The organism is Halomonas sp. SpR8, from assembly GCF_031010195.1.
GTDB lineage: Bacteria > Pseudomonadota > Gammaproteobacteria > Pseudomonadales > Halomonadaceae > Vreelandella.
In genome coordinates this window covers 1-14788 of record NZ_JAUAMC010000006.1, presented here as the reverse complement: position 1 = coordinate 14788, position 14788 = coordinate 1, and the positions used below count along the sequence as shown (strand labels likewise).

The window sequence follows — 14788 nt, the reverse complement described above, 5'->3', positions numbered from 1 at the left end:
GTGGCACATTACTTTGGATTAGTGCCCTTCGCTAGCACCGATCCCGGCTTATCAGGCCAGGATCGGTCGAGGTATAGAAAACAGATATTGTTTTTGGTGCGACTCAACCAGCTGTGGATAACTTAAACCGTCAGATGCTGCTTGATTAGTTCGTTTATCTCGGCTTTTTGGCTCGGCAATTGGGTGTCAGATACGATGCTGTTTGAAGTTTTCTGCCTGCTCAAATACATCTCGATAGACCTCAGCATGGGTCACTGGCGGGTAGCCGTTCTTGGATAACAGCATGATCAACTCAACGCGAAGCGCTGCTTTGATATCCTGGCGATTGTTCCAATCTGGGTATTTGGTCTTGTCATCAACAACCGCCTTAACGCCTGCTGCCAGCGCCAGCAGCCGCTCTTCTTCATAGGCAAACTGATACTTTACCGCTACTGCTTTGAGAATGTCGTAAAACGCCTTCTCCTCAACGGTGATACCCAGTTCTTCAAATGAGCCCATTTCCTGCTTGAGTTGTGTCATCAGTTCCAAAAAACTATCGACAGCTTCCTGGTGAACCTCGCTGGTGAAGGCGTCTTCCTCCTTGCGCTCGTTATAGAGCTCAACAAGAGAACGAAATTTCTTCGAGAATTCAATCGCCTTGTGCTGGTTGGTTTTTTTCAGTTCATTCAGCGCTTTAGCCAGCAGCTGTTTTAACAGTTCAATTTTGGTGTTAGGCAGCTTGATCTTCTCAAGGCGCGCCAAGTAGTCCTCATCAAAGATATCGATAGTATCTGCGCTCTCCTCGCCCAGCGCAAATACCGCCTCCACGCCATCGGCTCGCAGCGCCTCGCTGATCATCTCCCGCACCTTGGCATTCATCTGAGCGGTATCGGGCGCATCGCCTTTGGTCAGTTTGTAGACAATTGAACGTACAGCGAGATAGAAGTGCACACGGTCACGCTCGCCCTGACACAGCTTTTCGCTACCACAGCAAACGTCATAAGCTGCTTTGAGCCGTTTCACCAATGCCATGAAGCGCTTCTCACGCTTGCCTACGCTCAGTACGAATTCGGCCGCGCGGTTGAGACAGTCAAGCTGCGCCAGCGGCTCACCTTTGAAGTAAGCGCTATCATCAAAGCCGTGCATCAACTTGGCCAACAGATCCAGATCGTTCTTCACCGCAATCAGTGACGTCTGGATATCCTCGAAGCTGGTTTCATCGGCTTTCGAAAACTGAGCGAGCGCCTGGTTCATTTGGCGCTTAATGCCGATGTAATCAACGACCAGCCCCTTATCCTTGCCCGCATAGTTGCGATTGACTCGGGAAATGGTCTGAATCAGGTTGTGGCGCTGCACAGGTTTGTCGATATAGAGCGTGTCCAGGCTTGGCACATCAAAGCCGGTTAGCCACATATCCACTACAATAGCGATCTTGAAATTGGATTTATCCCTCTTGAACTGCTGGTCTAGCGTCTTGCGGTACTCCTTGCTGCCCAGCAAATCGTAAAGCACTTTTTCATCATCCTTGCCGCGTGTCATCACCATATTGACCCGCGCCATCGGCTTGAGCTTCTCGCGCTCGGCCGTAGTCGGTTCGCTGCCTTCCTCGAATGCCTTAATCTCGAACCAGCCGGGCCGTATCGCTTTGATGGCCTGATAGAGCTGCCATGCGATCTCACGGCTGCTAGAGACAAACATCGCCTTGCCACACACGGTCGAGCCTTCTTCCAAGCGGCGTTCGTAGTGGGCGACGAAATCCTCAGCAAGTACTCGAATACGGTCAGGATCGCCCAGAATCGAGTTCATCGAGGCCATTACCTTCTTGCTCTCTTCGATCTGGTGTTCGTTGCTACCCGCCTTGGCGCACTCATCGTAGTAGTTCTCGATCTCGCGAAGCCGGGCATCGTCCAGTGTCACCTTAGCGGCGCGGCCCTCGTAGACGATACGCACGGTGATCTCGTCGTTGACCGATTCGCTCATGGTGTAGCTGTCGACCACCTCACCGAACACATCGAGCGTGGCGTCGATCGGCGTGCCGGTAAAACCCACGTAAGTGGCGTTGGGCAGCGAACGGTGCAGGTAAAAGGCAAACCCGTAGGCCTTGCGCACACCCTTTTCAGTGATCTGTACCTTCTGATCCAAATTGATCTGGCTACGGTGCGCTTCATCCGAGATACAGACAACATTGCTGCGTTCGGTGAGCAGTTGGGTGTCTTCGGTGAACTTGTGAATCGTGGTGAGAAAGACACCGCCACTGCGTCGACCGGCCAGCAGCTCGCGCAGGTGCGTACGGCTCTCCACTTCGACAATGGTGTTGTCACCGATATAACCGCGTGCATTGGTAAACTGCCTTGAGAGCTGGTCATCCAAATCGGTGCGGTCAGTGATGAGCACAATGGTGGGGCTTTCAAATGCCAAGCTCTTCATCAAACGCCGAGCAAGAAACTGCATGGTATAGCTCTTGCCGCAGCCCGTGGCGCCAAAGTAAGTGCCGCCCTTACCATCCCCTTTGGGGCGCTGCGCCGCCATGATGCTGTGATAGAGCTTGTTGACCGCGTAGAACTGCGGGTATCGGCACACGAATTTCTCTTGCTGGGGGGACTTATCCGGAAAGAAGATAAAGTCGCGTAGCACCAGTCGCAGCCGATCCCGATCGAACAACCCTTGAATCATCGCATGCAGCGAATTGATGCCGTCCTTGTCGACAGGCTCGAAGCCCGTCACCTTGCGCCAGCTATAAAAGAACTCGTAGGCGGCAAAGAGACTGCCCATCCGCGAATTCACGCCATCGCTGATCACACAGAGCGCGTTGAAGACGAAAAGCAGGGGAATATCACGCCGGTAGCGCCGAGTCAGCTGCTTCCAGGCTTCATGAATCGAGGTTTGATGCTCCCCAATGGCGCTTTTGAACTCGAAGACGACTAGCGGCAAGCCGTTGATATAGAGAATCGCATCGGGAATGCGGATATTCTCCTTGCCCTCGATCTTCAGTTGGCTGACCAAGGCATAACGGTTGGCATCCGCTGTGTAAGACCCTAGCGGCTCAGCCACCTGAGCCAGGGGCTCGGCCGCAGGCTGAGCACCGAGCTGTTCCAACCCCGTGTCATCGAAAAGCTGAATGTGCAGGTCTTTCTCGGCGGGGTCTTCACGCTTGAGCAAAAAGCCATCCGCCAGCCATCCGCAGAAGGTTTTATTACTTTCGTAAAGATCACCTGGCGAGAGACCTCGAAGGCGCACGATGATCGAATCGATCTCGCTTTTAGTAATGCCGAGATCGCCGTAGCGAAGCTGTAGAAAAGCACGCAGATCGGCTTCGATCATCACGTCATGCGGTGCACGCTCGATAGTCGCGCCTAGCCGATGGGGGTACCCCTGCTCGCTAAGCAGGGCAATAATGGCAGCTTCTAGCTTCGCTTCGGTAAACTTCATGCGGTGACGCCGTCGTTATTTTAATTCAACATATCATGATCGGCTGATAGACGCCTGACTTGAAGCCTGTCTTTAAACTAAGCGCACGCGACTACTTGTTCCAAGCACTCTTGGTCAGCTTACCAGTCTGCTGATAGATGCCCACTTGCTCAATAAAGTGATGGAAATCACGATTTTCCTCAACGATACGATTAACAGACTGCCAGTCGACGGCGAGCTTTTCGCGCGCAGGAATGAGAATCTGGCTATCAAACAACGAATCCGTATTGAGTAGCAGCACGCCAATACCGTGCAACGCACAGAGCATCTGTATCTCTTCTTCAACATTACCCAGTTCGGTGGCTACCAAATAGCCGAAGTGCGCCCAACTGGAGTTTGAGACTGCCTGGAAGAAGCACTGGCGCACGTTGCCGGGCTGTAGCGTTTTCTTAACCTCGAATGACCATAATCGCACCGTGCTGTCGTTACCGTGGCGCACGCAGTCGCGCACCGCCTCGTTCCACCCTTTATCTAGCGGTTGCAGCGCAACGATATCCGGATGCAGCCACTGGTTGCCGCCCTTGCCCTTGCTGTTTTTTGAGGTTTTCTCGTTGATGCGCTGGCACTGCAACCCCAGCTCTTCGTTTAAAAACTCAATCAGCAGCGGATAAAGCGCTTGTTCGCTCAGTGCTTCTTCGTGGTTTGGCGCAAGCGATGCCACCGGTGGGGCCTCGGGAACAGGTGCCTCGGCAATGGCGTCTGCCTTAGCCGGGTTGGGCTCCCAGTAGTAGAGGCGAGGCCGGGGCTTATCGCGGGTCGCGACATTAGAGCAAGTTTTCTTGGCCTTTACAGTGCGCTCGCCGCCAATTTCCGCTGCAACCTGGGCAATTAGCTTCTCTTCGGTGCCATAGTTGGGATTCTGCTGCTTCTCCGCCATCGCTTCTGGGTAGCGCTCCAGAAACATTTGCGCCAGCTCCCGCGCCGTTAACTTCTGACCAGGGCAGGCTTCAAGGGTCTCGATGATCATCTGAACGCGGGTGGGCTGACTCATGCTAGTTCGGCCTCCAGTACTTTGTCGACGGCGGCTTCGATGTTTGGGGGTTGGAGTTCGCCGGAGAGCAGTTTGGGGAGCAGGGTGTCGCGGAGCTGGGTTAACTCTTCGCTTTCCAAACGGCTACTCAACATTTTCTCAACCAGGGGCTTTATTAATTCGCCTGCTTTATCTATTAACTTAGCCTCTGGAACCAGACAGAACGCTTCTGTGAGATGCTGACGTTTTATATGGCCCATGGTCACTGCCTTGTCCGCAGCGATACGTTGAAAAATTTCCAAATGACGTTGAGTCCAAAGAAAATAAAACCATTTTGGATATTTCTCAGAGGTCACCTTAAACAGATGTTGATTGAGCGCGGCTTTACCACCACTCCATATGTCAATCATCAAGGTTCCTGACCAAGAAAAAACAACATCACCATTATGAACAATGCATTCAGGTTTTATGTTCACTGAGGCTTTTTCAACACCATCTGCTTTTCTTGCTCTCAACTGTGCAATTTTTAGGACAGGTAAGAAGTCTTCTCCTTCATTGGGCCGGAATTTTTGCAAAGCTAAACCGTTCTGGTAACGTGCGATCTGATCCAATGACTGTACTGCCCAACTCTCCGGCACCCACCCCAGCACTTCATCTTCCTCAAACCGATCAGGAAACAGTCGCAGTGTCTCGGCAGGCAGACGCGCGGGCGCTGCTTCATTGTCTGCGGCCCACATCGCCTGCCGACGCGCGGCGCGCTCGGCCAGTGGCTCGGGGATGGGGTTGCCGGCTCCCAGCGCGTTATCGATCACCGGATCGAAGTCAACAAACCAGCTTTTGAACAGCGCCTGGGCCATCTGTTCAAGGGTTTGGTTGATTTGTGTGTTGAGGGTTATTTTCTCATCCAGACGACATAAGATCCCAGCTATTTTTTGCTGTTCGGGTAGTGTTGGGATAGGGAACCTTAAGCGTTCAAGAGTCTGAAGATTTATATTGTCTTGAACACTACCCGTAGCTTGCCGCTGAATATCTTTTCTTAATATTCGAAAGCAATACTCTATAAAATGAACATTGCATTTTTCAGGGTCAGCAATAAACCCAATTACGCTATCAGGAAAACAAGCAGGAAAAGTTAAGATGCTTGTTTCAGCAATATTGGCAGCTATTGTGATACATAATGTTCCTTCTGGCCAAAGCCTGCTTTGCTTCAAACCATCTTCGCTATAGGTTTGAGAGTAACAAGTAATTCTTCCACCAGATGCTTTTATGTCACCTGTTTGGACAAATGGATAAGGCCCACCGTAAAGGTGCTCCGCATATCTTGGACGGTGTCTTGATCGGCCTCTGTTGACCTCACCAAGATCACTCAGCTTTACGGATGCCCAACCGTAAGGAATGAAAATATCAGAGTGCATAACCCAACCCCGCCAGACTCTCTCTGATCTGCTTTTCCAGCGTTGCCGATTCAGACAACTGCTCACTTAGCTTAGCCGTCAGCTCGCTCATCTTGGTCTCAAACGGAATACCGTCGTCCTCGACTTCAGCAGCGCCGACGTAGCGCCCAGGAGTAAGCACGAAATCGTGGCTTTTGATCTCGTCGAAACTCGCGCTTTTGCAGAAACCGGCGATATTTTCATAAGCACCGGCTTCCGGCTGGCCTCGCCAGGCGTGGAAGGTGCGGGCGATGGTGGCGATATCGTCGTCGGTAAGGTCTTTCTGCTTACGGCTGATCATGGTGCCCATCTGGCGGGCATCGATAAACAGCGTTTCATCCTCGCGGTCGCGGTAGCCTTTCGTTGCGTTGGCCTTCTTGCTGTTGGTGAGAAACCACAGGCAGACCGGAATCTGGGTAGTAAAGAAGAGCTGGCCCGGCAGCGCGATCATGCACTCGACCAAGTCATCTTCGATCAGCTGTTGGCGAATCTTGCCCTCACCGCTGGCTGAGGAACTCATCGAGCCGTTAGCCATTACGAAGCCCGCCGCGCCCTGGTGGCTAAGCTTGGAGAGCATGTGCAGAATCCAGGCGTAGTTAGCGTTACCGGTGGGCGGCACGTCATAGTCGGCCCAGCGCGGGTCGTCGGTTAACTCGGCGGGCGCGCGCCATTGGCTCTGGTTGAAGGGCGGGTTGGCCATGATGAAATCAGCCTTGAGATCTGGGTGCTGGTCGCGAAAAAAGCTGTCTGCCGCGGCTTCGCCCAAGTTGCCCGAAATACCGCGAATCGCGAGATTCATCTTGGCGAGCTTGCGGGTGGTGTTGGCATACTCCTGCCCATAGATCGAGACTTCCCGGCGGCTACCTTCGTGGGCCTCGATAAACTTGAGCGACTGCACAAACATCCCGCCCGAGCCACAACAGGGGTCATAAATCTTGCCCTGATAGGGTTCGAGCATTTCCACCAAAAGCGTCACCACGCTCTTGGGAGTATAGTACTCGCCGCCGCGCTGACCCTCGTTGGACGCAAACTTGCCCAGGAAATACTCGTAGACCCGCCCAACGATATCTTCCTCGCTCTGGTGCTGCTCCTTCGCGATGGTCTCGATATTGTCGATGGTGTCGATCAACGAACCGAGCTTGCTGGCACTGAGATCGAGCCGCGAGAAGTAGTTATCCGGTAGTGCACCTGCCAGCGAGGCGTTATTCTTCTCCACCGTGCTCATGGCGGTGTCGATCACCAATGCCAAGTTGTCCTGCTTGGCGTGTTTCTGTATGTATCCCCACCGCGCCTCTTCCGGCAGGTAGAAGACGTTATCCATAGCGTAAAAATCCACCATATCAACGTAGTCGGTGCCGTACTCTTTCTCGACCTTTTTTCTACGCTGCTCGAACTTGTCGCTGATAAATTTCAGGAAGATCAGGCTCAGCACCACGTGCTTGTATTCCGCCGACTCCACACTGCCGCGCAGCTTGTTGGCGCTGTCCCACAGGGACTCCTCGAAGCCTTTGACGACTCCTTTTTTTGCCTGCGCTTTTGCCATTCTGGTGACTGCCTTGCTGAATATGAAATCCGGCGCAAGCGCCGGGAAAAATGTGTAGGAGTATAGCGAACAGTGACGGCCTCTCGGTAGGGCAATTCCTAAATGGTTTCTTTATCACGCCTCTCTCTTGACTCACAAGCCATCGCGATATATACCATTTGATATAACATCGAAATATCAAATGAGAAAATCATCATGGATATCCACTTTACTCAATACCAGCCACCAAAAGCGTTAGCTACTGGCTTCTGGCAAGAGATTGGCTTGCCAGCCAGAGGCCGCAAGCTGCATGAGCTTTTGCATGAAGGCGTGGAATACCGGGTCTATCCCAGGCTGGCGAAGGTGTCAGGTATCGAGCAGAAAGCACTGGCAGGCTACGTCGACATACCCTCTGCCACGTTGAGCCGTCGCGCCAAATCAGGACGTTTCAAGATGGCGGAAAGCGACCGTCTGTATCGCTTTGCCGAGCTCTTCAAATCGGCGCTAGATCTTTTCGAGGGCGATGCCGAGGGCGCCCGCGCCTGGCTACTTAAACCCAACATCGGCCTGGGCGGACGGCGCCCCGTTGAAATGAGCGCTACATCGGCAGAGTACCAAACGGTGTTGAACCTGATTGGCCGGCTGGAGCACGGGGTCACTGCATGAGCGAGGTTTTTGCCTACCGGCTGGTCAAACGGAAATATCAAGACACCGCCTTTGATGGCGAGGGGGCTCGCCTTTACGGTGGTCGCTGGAACAGCCCAGGCAATGCCTGTGTATATGTGGCAAGCTCTGAATCACTGGCACTGCTCGAAATCATGGTGCATTTAGAAAGCTATCGATTGCTCAATGCGTATGCGCTGTTGCGTCTGACGCTGCCAGCCGAAAGTATTATGGGCGTTGGCACAGAAGATCTTCCGGAGAATTGGCAGGAAGCGCCCGCGCCAGCAGAGACCGCAGAGTTAGGCGATGGCTGGCTGGCATCAAACCAGAGTCTAGCGCTGGCACTGCCAAGCGTGGTGGTGCCAAGAGAGCTCAACTATATGCTCAACCCGGCACACCCCCTGTTTGACCAAATCATCGCCACGGCCGAGGCGCTGCCTTTCCAACCCGATCCAAGGTTTTGAACCGGGTGTGGATAACTTAAACCGTCAGATGCTGCTTGATTAGTTCATTGGAAAGCTCGCTGATCTCGCCCTTAGCGACCGGGCGGCCGCGATCCATAATCACAAAGCGGTCGGCGTACTTGCGGGCAAAAGGTAATTTTTGCTCTACCAGCAGCACCGTTAGACCGTCTTCGTTGATCAACCGGCGGATCACCTGGCCGATTTGGGCGACGATATTAGGCTGAATGCCCTCCCCCGGTTCGTCCAGAATCAGCATTTTTGGCTCGATCACCAGCGCGCGGCCAATGGCCAGCTGCTGCTGTTGCCCGCCGGAGAGATCACCGCCACGGCGATTTTTCATCTCCTTAAGCACCGGGAACAGCTCGTAGACTCGCTCGGGGATTTTTTTCAGCCCATCGCTGCGGGCGGCAAGGCCGGTACGCAGATTATCTTCCACGGTGAGCAGCGGAAATATCTGCCGTCCCTGGGGCACATAGCCGATGCCCAGTCGCGAGCGCTCCTCCACCGCTTTTTTGGTTAGCTCGATCTCGCCCGTCTCAGTGGTGTAACGCAACTTGCCGTTTTTCACCGCGACTTCACCCATCACGGCTTTTAATAGCGTGGTTTTGCCTACGCCGTTACGCCCCATCACGCAGGTGCACTGGCCTTTGGGTACATCAAGATCCAGATTCCAAAGTGTGTGGCTTTCGTCGTAAAACTGGTTGAGTTTTTCGATCGCAAGCATCAGGCGGCCTCCTCGTCGTCCTCTGAGCCGAGGTACACCTCAACCACTTTGGGATCCATTGAAACTTGGTTCATGGTGCCTTCCGCCAGTACGCTGCCTTGGTGCAGTACGGTCACCTGTCGAGCGATTGAGCGAACAAAGCCCATATCGTGCTCCACCACGACTACCGACTGCTTTCCAGCCAGCCCCGTTAGCAGCTCGGCGGTGCGCTCCATCTCCTGCTCGGTCATGCCTGCCACCGGCTCATCCACCAGCAGTAACCTTGGGCGCTGCATTAGCAGCATGCCGATCTCCAGCCACTGCTTCTGACCGTGGGAAAGAATCCCCGCGGGCTGATGGCGAAGCTCTGTTAAGCCGATGGTTTCCAACACTTCATCGATACGGTCTTTAATTTCGCCGGTCATACGCGCGGTAAGCGTAGGAAAAATCCGCTTATCCGCCGCCATGGCCAGCTCCAGATTTTCAAACACCGACAGCGCTTCGAACACCGTGGGCTTTTGAAACTTACGGCCAATGCCCAGGCTGGCGATATCGGGCTCGTTCATATTCAACAGGTTATGACGGCTGCCGAACCAAACGCTGCCACTAGTGGGTCGCGTTTTGCCGGTGATGATATCCATCATGGTGGTTTTACCCGCCCCGTTGGGGCCGATAATGCAGCGCAGCTCGCCGTCGTTGATCGTCAGGTTGAGGTTATTGATGGCTTTAAAACCATCGAAGCTCACGGTGACGTCTTCCAGGTAAAGAATCGGGCCATGGCGAACGTCCACCGGCGATGCCTGGGGCGCCATAAAATCGAACACCCGGTCACGCTGGGTCAGCGATTGCAGCAGACTCATGCGGAAGCCTCCTCGGGCGTGCTATGGGAATTATTAGGGTCAGAATTCGCTGTATCATCGCGCTTACGACGCTTGAGATAGAGAAACAGACCCGCCACGCCTTTAGGCAGAAACACGGTGACCAGTACGAACAGCGCCCCTAGCGCAAACAGCCAAGCATCGGGCATTACGCCAGTAAAGATGGTTTTGGCGTAGTTGACCAAAATGGCGCCAATCACCGCACCATACAGCGTGGCGCGGCCGCCTAGCGCTACCCACAGCACAATCTCAATGGAGAAAATCGGCGAGAACTCGCTGGGGTTAATAATCCCCACTTGAGGCACGTAGAGCGCCCCCGCCAAACCGGCCAGCATGGCGGAAACCACAAACACAAACAGCTGAAAGCGTTCGACCCGGTAGCCGAGAAAGCGCGTGCGCGCCTCGGCGTCCCGAGTAGCCACGCTGACCCGACCCAACTTGCTGGTGACAATGGCGCGGCAGAGAATAAACCCTAGCGCCAGGGCAACGCCGGTGGCCAGAAAAAGCCCCAAACGGGTGGCGTCACTGCGTAAGTCAAAGCCGACAATTTCGCGGAAATCGGTCAGGCCGTTATTACCGCCAAAGCCCATTTCGTTGCGGAAAAACGCCAGCATTAAGGCAAAGGTCAGCGCCTGGGTAATGATCGATAGATACACCCCGGTGACCCGGGAGCGGAACGCTAGAAAGCCGAACACCAGCGCCAGCAGCCCCGGCGCCAACAGCACCATGGCAAAGGCAAACCAGGCCATATCAAAGCCTTGCCAGAACCACGGCAGGCTGTCCCAGTTCAGGAACACCATAAAGTCCGGCAGTACCGGGTGGCCGTAGGTGCCGCGATCGCCAATTTGGCGCATCAAATACATGCCCATGGCGTAGCCGCCAATGGCAAAAAAGGCGCCGTGGCCGAGGCTTAAAATACCCAGATAGCCCCACACCAGATCCACCGCCACGGCCAGCAGCGCGTAGCTTAGGTATTTACCGAACAGATTGACCGTATAGGCGCCAATATGCAGCGGGTTTTCCGGCGGCACCGCCACGTGTAGCAGCGTCACCAGTGCCAGCGCGGCGACTAAAACGCCGAGAAAGATCTGCGTCGAGCGTTCGCTGAACGGGCGTGTTAGCCAAAAGTTTGTCGATGATTCGGTCGTTAATGACATCGTTTAGCCCTCCGCAGCCCGGCCCTTCTGCGGGAAGAGTCCACGCGGGCGTTTTTGAATGAATAGGATGATAAAGACCAGCACGATAATTTTGGCCAGTACCGCGCCTGCCCAGGGTTCCAGCACCTGGTTGATAACCCCCAGCGAGAGCCCGGCGACCAACGTGCCCCACAGGTTGCCCACACCGCCGAACACCACCACCATGAACGAGTCGATGATGTAGTTCTGCCCCAGGTTGGGGCCAACATTAGTCAGTTGGGAGAGCGCAACACCGGCAAGACCGGCCACGCCGGAGCCCAGCGCAAAGGTCATGATATCCACGCGGGTGGCGCGAATACCCATGGAGCGAGCCATGGCGCGGTTCTGGGTCACGGCACGTACCTCCAGCCCCAGCCGGGTGCGGCGCATAATCAGCATTAGGCACGCGAACACCACCAGCGCAAAGCCAAGCACGACCATACGGTTGAGCGTGAGCGACAGCGCATCGTTGACCACCAGAGAGCCGCTCATCCACTCCGGGGTGATCACGGTACGGTTAAGCGGTGAAATCACCGTGCGCACCAGCTGCTGGAGAATCAAACTGATACCGAAGGTCGCCAGCAGGGTTTCCAGCGGGCGGCCCTTGAGGAACTGGATAACGCCGCGTTCGATCGCCACACCGGCTAGCGCGGCGACCATAAAGCCTGCAGGAATCGACAGAATCAGCGCCAACCCTGGTTGGCCAGGCAGCAGTTGCTGCATCGCCCAGGTGGTATAGGCACCCAGCATCATCAGCTCGCCGTGGGCCATATTGATCACGCCCATCACACCAAAGGTGATCGCCAGGCCAATCGCCGCGAGCACCAGCACCGAACCCAGGCTCAAACCGAAATAGAGGGTTTCCAGACCGCGGTTGATTTTGAGCTGCTGCTCGATGCTTGCCAGCGAGGCGGCAGCGGCGTTGGCCACCACCGGATCATCGCTATTCACCGCTCGGCTTAACGCTACGCGAGAGCGCGGATGCAGGCTGCCATCCAGCGCCTCAATGCCCGCCATTTCACCCGCCTCAGCGCGATAAATTGCCACCGCCTGGGTCAGGCGATAGCGCACTTGATCGTCTTCTTCCTGCTCGATTAGCTCGTTAATGGGCTGCACTAGCTCACCGTCTACCTCGCCCAATAAGCGCTCTGCCGATGTGCGGCGGCGCTCAACGTTGGGCGAGTAGAGGTCAACCACCGCAATGGCGCTGCGCAGTTGATTGCGCAAATTGTTGTTGATACCAACACGCTCCAGGTCACGGCGGGACATCTCGCCCAGCGCTTCGCCAGTCAATACATCGGCCACCGGCCAGTCGCGGCCGCGGTTCTCCAGTACCAGCACAAAACGGCCGTCGTCGGTGCGCTGTAAGCGCCCATCCAATAAGGCCTGCAGCCAGTCACGGGCGCGCTCGTCGTCGCTTTGCAAGATAGCGGTGATGGCTTCGCCTTTGGCGGTGTAGGATTCAACGTCCAGCGCTTCTAGCAATTCAAGCGCGGCACTGTCACTGTTAGCGCCTGAGCTTTCAGCGCTAGTGGCGGCGTCTGTTTGCGCCTGCGCGGTGAGGGTGGCCCCCACCAGTAGGAAACAGAGCAGCGCCAAGGAAAGGAAACGCCTCATGGGGTTCTTCCTTTGGTTAACTAAGAGGGAAAGATAGCGTGCTCCTTGCCGCGCCCACCATCGAAACACGGCGCGGCAAGGGGATGTTATGCGTTACTCAGCGAGGGCCGCTTCGGCTTCTTCTGCTGCGGTGCTGCCACCGCATGAACCGTTAACGACGTTAAAGTTGCCGCACTCCATCGGCTTGCGCCAATCGGCAATCAGGTCACGGGAGCCAGGCAGGTAGTCAGACCACGCATCTCCCGCCACGGTAGACGGCGTCTGCCAAACGATATCGAACTGGCCGTTGTCCTGAATTTCACCAATCAGCACCGGTTTGGTGATGTGGTGGTTGGGCATCATCGCGGCATAGCCGCCGGACAGGTTAGGCACGGTGACACCGATAATGGCGTCTTTTACCGTATCAACGTCCGTAGTACCTGCTTTACGCACCGCTTCGGCCCACATATTGAAACCAATGTAGTGCGCTTCCATTGGGTCGTTGGTGACGGCCATATCGTCGCCGGTGTACTCAATCCAGGCGTCGATAAAGTCGTAGTTGTCGTCGTTATCGACGCTCATAAAGTAGTTCCAGGCAGCCAGGTGACCAACCAGCGGGCCGGTATCAATACCAGTCAGTTCCTGTTCGCCCACCGAGAAGGCGACGACCGGAATATCGGCAGCGTCGATGCCCTGGTTAGAGAGCTCGGTATAGAACGGCACGTTGGCGTCGCCGTTAACCGTGGAGATCACCGCGGTGGGTTTGCCCTCTTCGCCGAAGCGACGAATTTCGGCCACGATGTTCTGCCAATCCGAGTGGCCGAACGGCGTGTAGTTGACCATGATGTCTTCTTCCGCGATGCCGTGCTCATCCTTAAGGAACGCTTCGAGGATGCGGTTGGTGGTGCGCGGATAGACATAGTCAGTACCGACCAGCGCAAAGCGCTCGATACCCACTTCGTTAATCAGGTACTCAACCGCAGGAATCGCCTGCTGGTTAGGCGCCGCGCCGGTGTAGAAGACGTTTTCCGAGGACTCTTCGCCTTCATACTGTACCGGGTAGAACAGCAGCCCGTTGAGCTCTTCGACCACTGGCAGCACCGCTTTACGGGAAACCGAGGTCCAATTGCCGAAAATCACGTCGACTTCTTCTTGGGCCAGCAACTCACGGGCGCGTTCGGCGAATAGCGGCCAGTTAGACGCGGGGTCAACCACCACGGCTTCTAGCTGGCGACCCAGCAAGCCGCCGGCTTCGTTCTGCTGTTCAATCAACATTTCGACGGTATCTTTAAGAACCGTTTCACTGATCGCCATAGTGCCCGAGAGGGAGTGCAGGATACCGACTTTGATGGGGTCTTCGTCTTGGGCGATGGCCTGGGTGCTGGCCCCCATAACAGCGGCGGTCAGTAGAGCGGTCGCGAAACGGCCACATAAAAGGAATGGGTGCGGATGTGTCGAGCGCTTGAGAGTGTTCATTGTTAATCTCCTTGCACCCCTTATGGCTGGGGTTTGTTATGACCGGGGCTTGATGATTGGCTTCGCACTTGGGGTTGTTGTGTTAGCTCCCTAATACGTTTACTAGCCAATACGTTTACTAGCCATTAACACTTGCAAGGGGTGCGCCAGTTTGGCACAACGTTAAATTATGGTTATTTAATCAAACACTTAATAATGTTACAAAAACCCAGGCGCTCATCAAGCGCACCAAAACGAAGCATCAATCTCTTTTAAAGCACTCTCTAAATGCACCGTTAAGATGCAGTGCACCAGCTAGAGAGTCACTACTCCAATGAGCAATCCTAGCTTTTCGATCGAGTAGGAAGGGGAGTCGCCTCCCCTGTCCTCTCACACCACCGGGCATACGGTTCCGTACCACGGCGGTTCATGAAGAACGCTTGAGCCATCTTACCGCGTCCAGTATCGAGATCAGTCCCTGG

At 54.9% G+C, this 14788-nt stretch carries 11 protein-coding genes; 2 read left to right on the top strand and 9 right to left on the bottom strand.

What is annotated here, in order from left to right:
• Positions 1-186: 186 nt before the first annotated feature.
• The 4 genes from QT230_RS12790 to QT230_RS12775 all read right to left on the bottom strand — a co-directional run bounded on the left by QT230_RS12790 (position 187) and on the right by QT230_RS12775 (position 7393).
• Positions 187-3408, bottom strand: coding sequence for an HsdR family type I site-specific deoxyribonuclease (locus tag QT230_RS12790; protein WP_308322229.1), 3222 nt, complete (start codon positions 3406-3408; stop codon positions 187-189).
• Positions 3409-3499: 91 nt separating this feature from the next.
• On the bottom strand, positions 3500-4438 hold the full coding sequence (locus QT230_RS12785; protein WP_308322228.1) for a hypothetical protein: 939 nt from the start codon (positions 4436-4438) through the stop codon (positions 3500-3502).
• A complete protein-coding gene (locus QT230_RS12780; protein ID WP_308322227.1) occupies positions 4435-5832 on the bottom strand; it encodes a restriction endonuclease subunit S in 1398 nt (465 codons plus the stop codon). Before QT230_RS12780 ends, QT230_RS12785 begins: the two co-directional genes overlap by 4 nt.
• A complete protein-coding gene (locus tag QT230_RS12775; protein WP_308322226.1) occupies positions 5822-7393 on the bottom strand; it encodes a class I SAM-dependent DNA methyltransferase in 1572 nt (523 codons plus the stop codon). The genes QT230_RS12780 and QT230_RS12775 overlap by 11 nt, the downstream gene beginning before the upstream one ends.
• A gap of 195 nt (positions 7394-7588) precedes the next feature.
• Between QT230_RS12775 and QT230_RS12770 the strand changes: the two genes are divergently transcribed.
• Positions 7589-8038, top strand: a complete 450-nt coding sequence (locus QT230_RS12770) for an antitoxin Xre/MbcA/ParS toxin-binding domain-containing protein (RefSeq protein ID WP_308322224.1) — start codon at positions 7589-7591, stop codon at positions 8036-8038.
• Positions 8035-8499, top strand: a complete 465-nt coding sequence (locus QT230_RS12765; protein ID WP_308322223.1) for an RES family NAD+ phosphorylase — start codon at positions 8035-8037, stop codon at positions 8497-8499. Before QT230_RS12770 ends, QT230_RS12765 begins: the two co-directional genes overlap by 4 nt.
• Before the next feature lie 16 nt (positions 8500-8515).
• On the opposite strand, the gene urtE is transcribed toward QT230_RS12765, so the two are convergent.
• The 5 genes from urtE to urtA form a co-directional block, all read right to left on the bottom strand.
• Positions 8516-9223 carry an urea ABC transporter ATP-binding subunit UrtE gene (gene urtE / locus QT230_RS12760; RefSeq protein ID WP_308322222.1) on the bottom strand — a complete coding sequence of 236 codons (708 nt, stop codon included), beginning with the start codon at positions 9221-9223 and terminating at the stop codon, positions 8516-8518.
• Entirely contained in the window at positions 9223-10062 is an 840-nt protein-coding gene (urtD, locus tag QT230_RS12755; protein ID WP_308322221.1) for an urea ABC transporter ATP-binding protein UrtD, read from the bottom strand. Before urtD ends, urtE begins: the two co-directional genes overlap by 1 nt.
• On the bottom strand, positions 10059-11237 hold the full coding sequence (urtC, locus tag QT230_RS12750; RefSeq protein WP_308322220.1) for an urea ABC transporter permease subunit UrtC: 1179 nt from the start codon (positions 11235-11237) through the stop codon (positions 10059-10061). The genes urtD and urtC overlap by 4 nt, the downstream gene beginning before the upstream one ends.
• A gap of 3 nt (positions 11238-11240) precedes the next feature.
• Complete coding sequence (gene urtB / locus QT230_RS12745) at positions 11241-12872, bottom strand: urea ABC transporter permease subunit UrtB (protein ID WP_308322219.1); 1632 nt, start codon at positions 12870-12872, stop codon at positions 11241-11243.
• 93 nt (positions 12873-12965) lie between these two features.
• The gene (gene urtA / locus QT230_RS12740; protein ID WP_308322218.1) at positions 12966-14327 is read right to left on the bottom strand and encodes an urea ABC transporter substrate-binding protein; all 1362 of its coding nucleotides are present in this window, start codon (positions 14325-14327) and stop codon (positions 12966-12968) included.
• Positions 14328-14788: the final 461 nt, after the last annotated feature.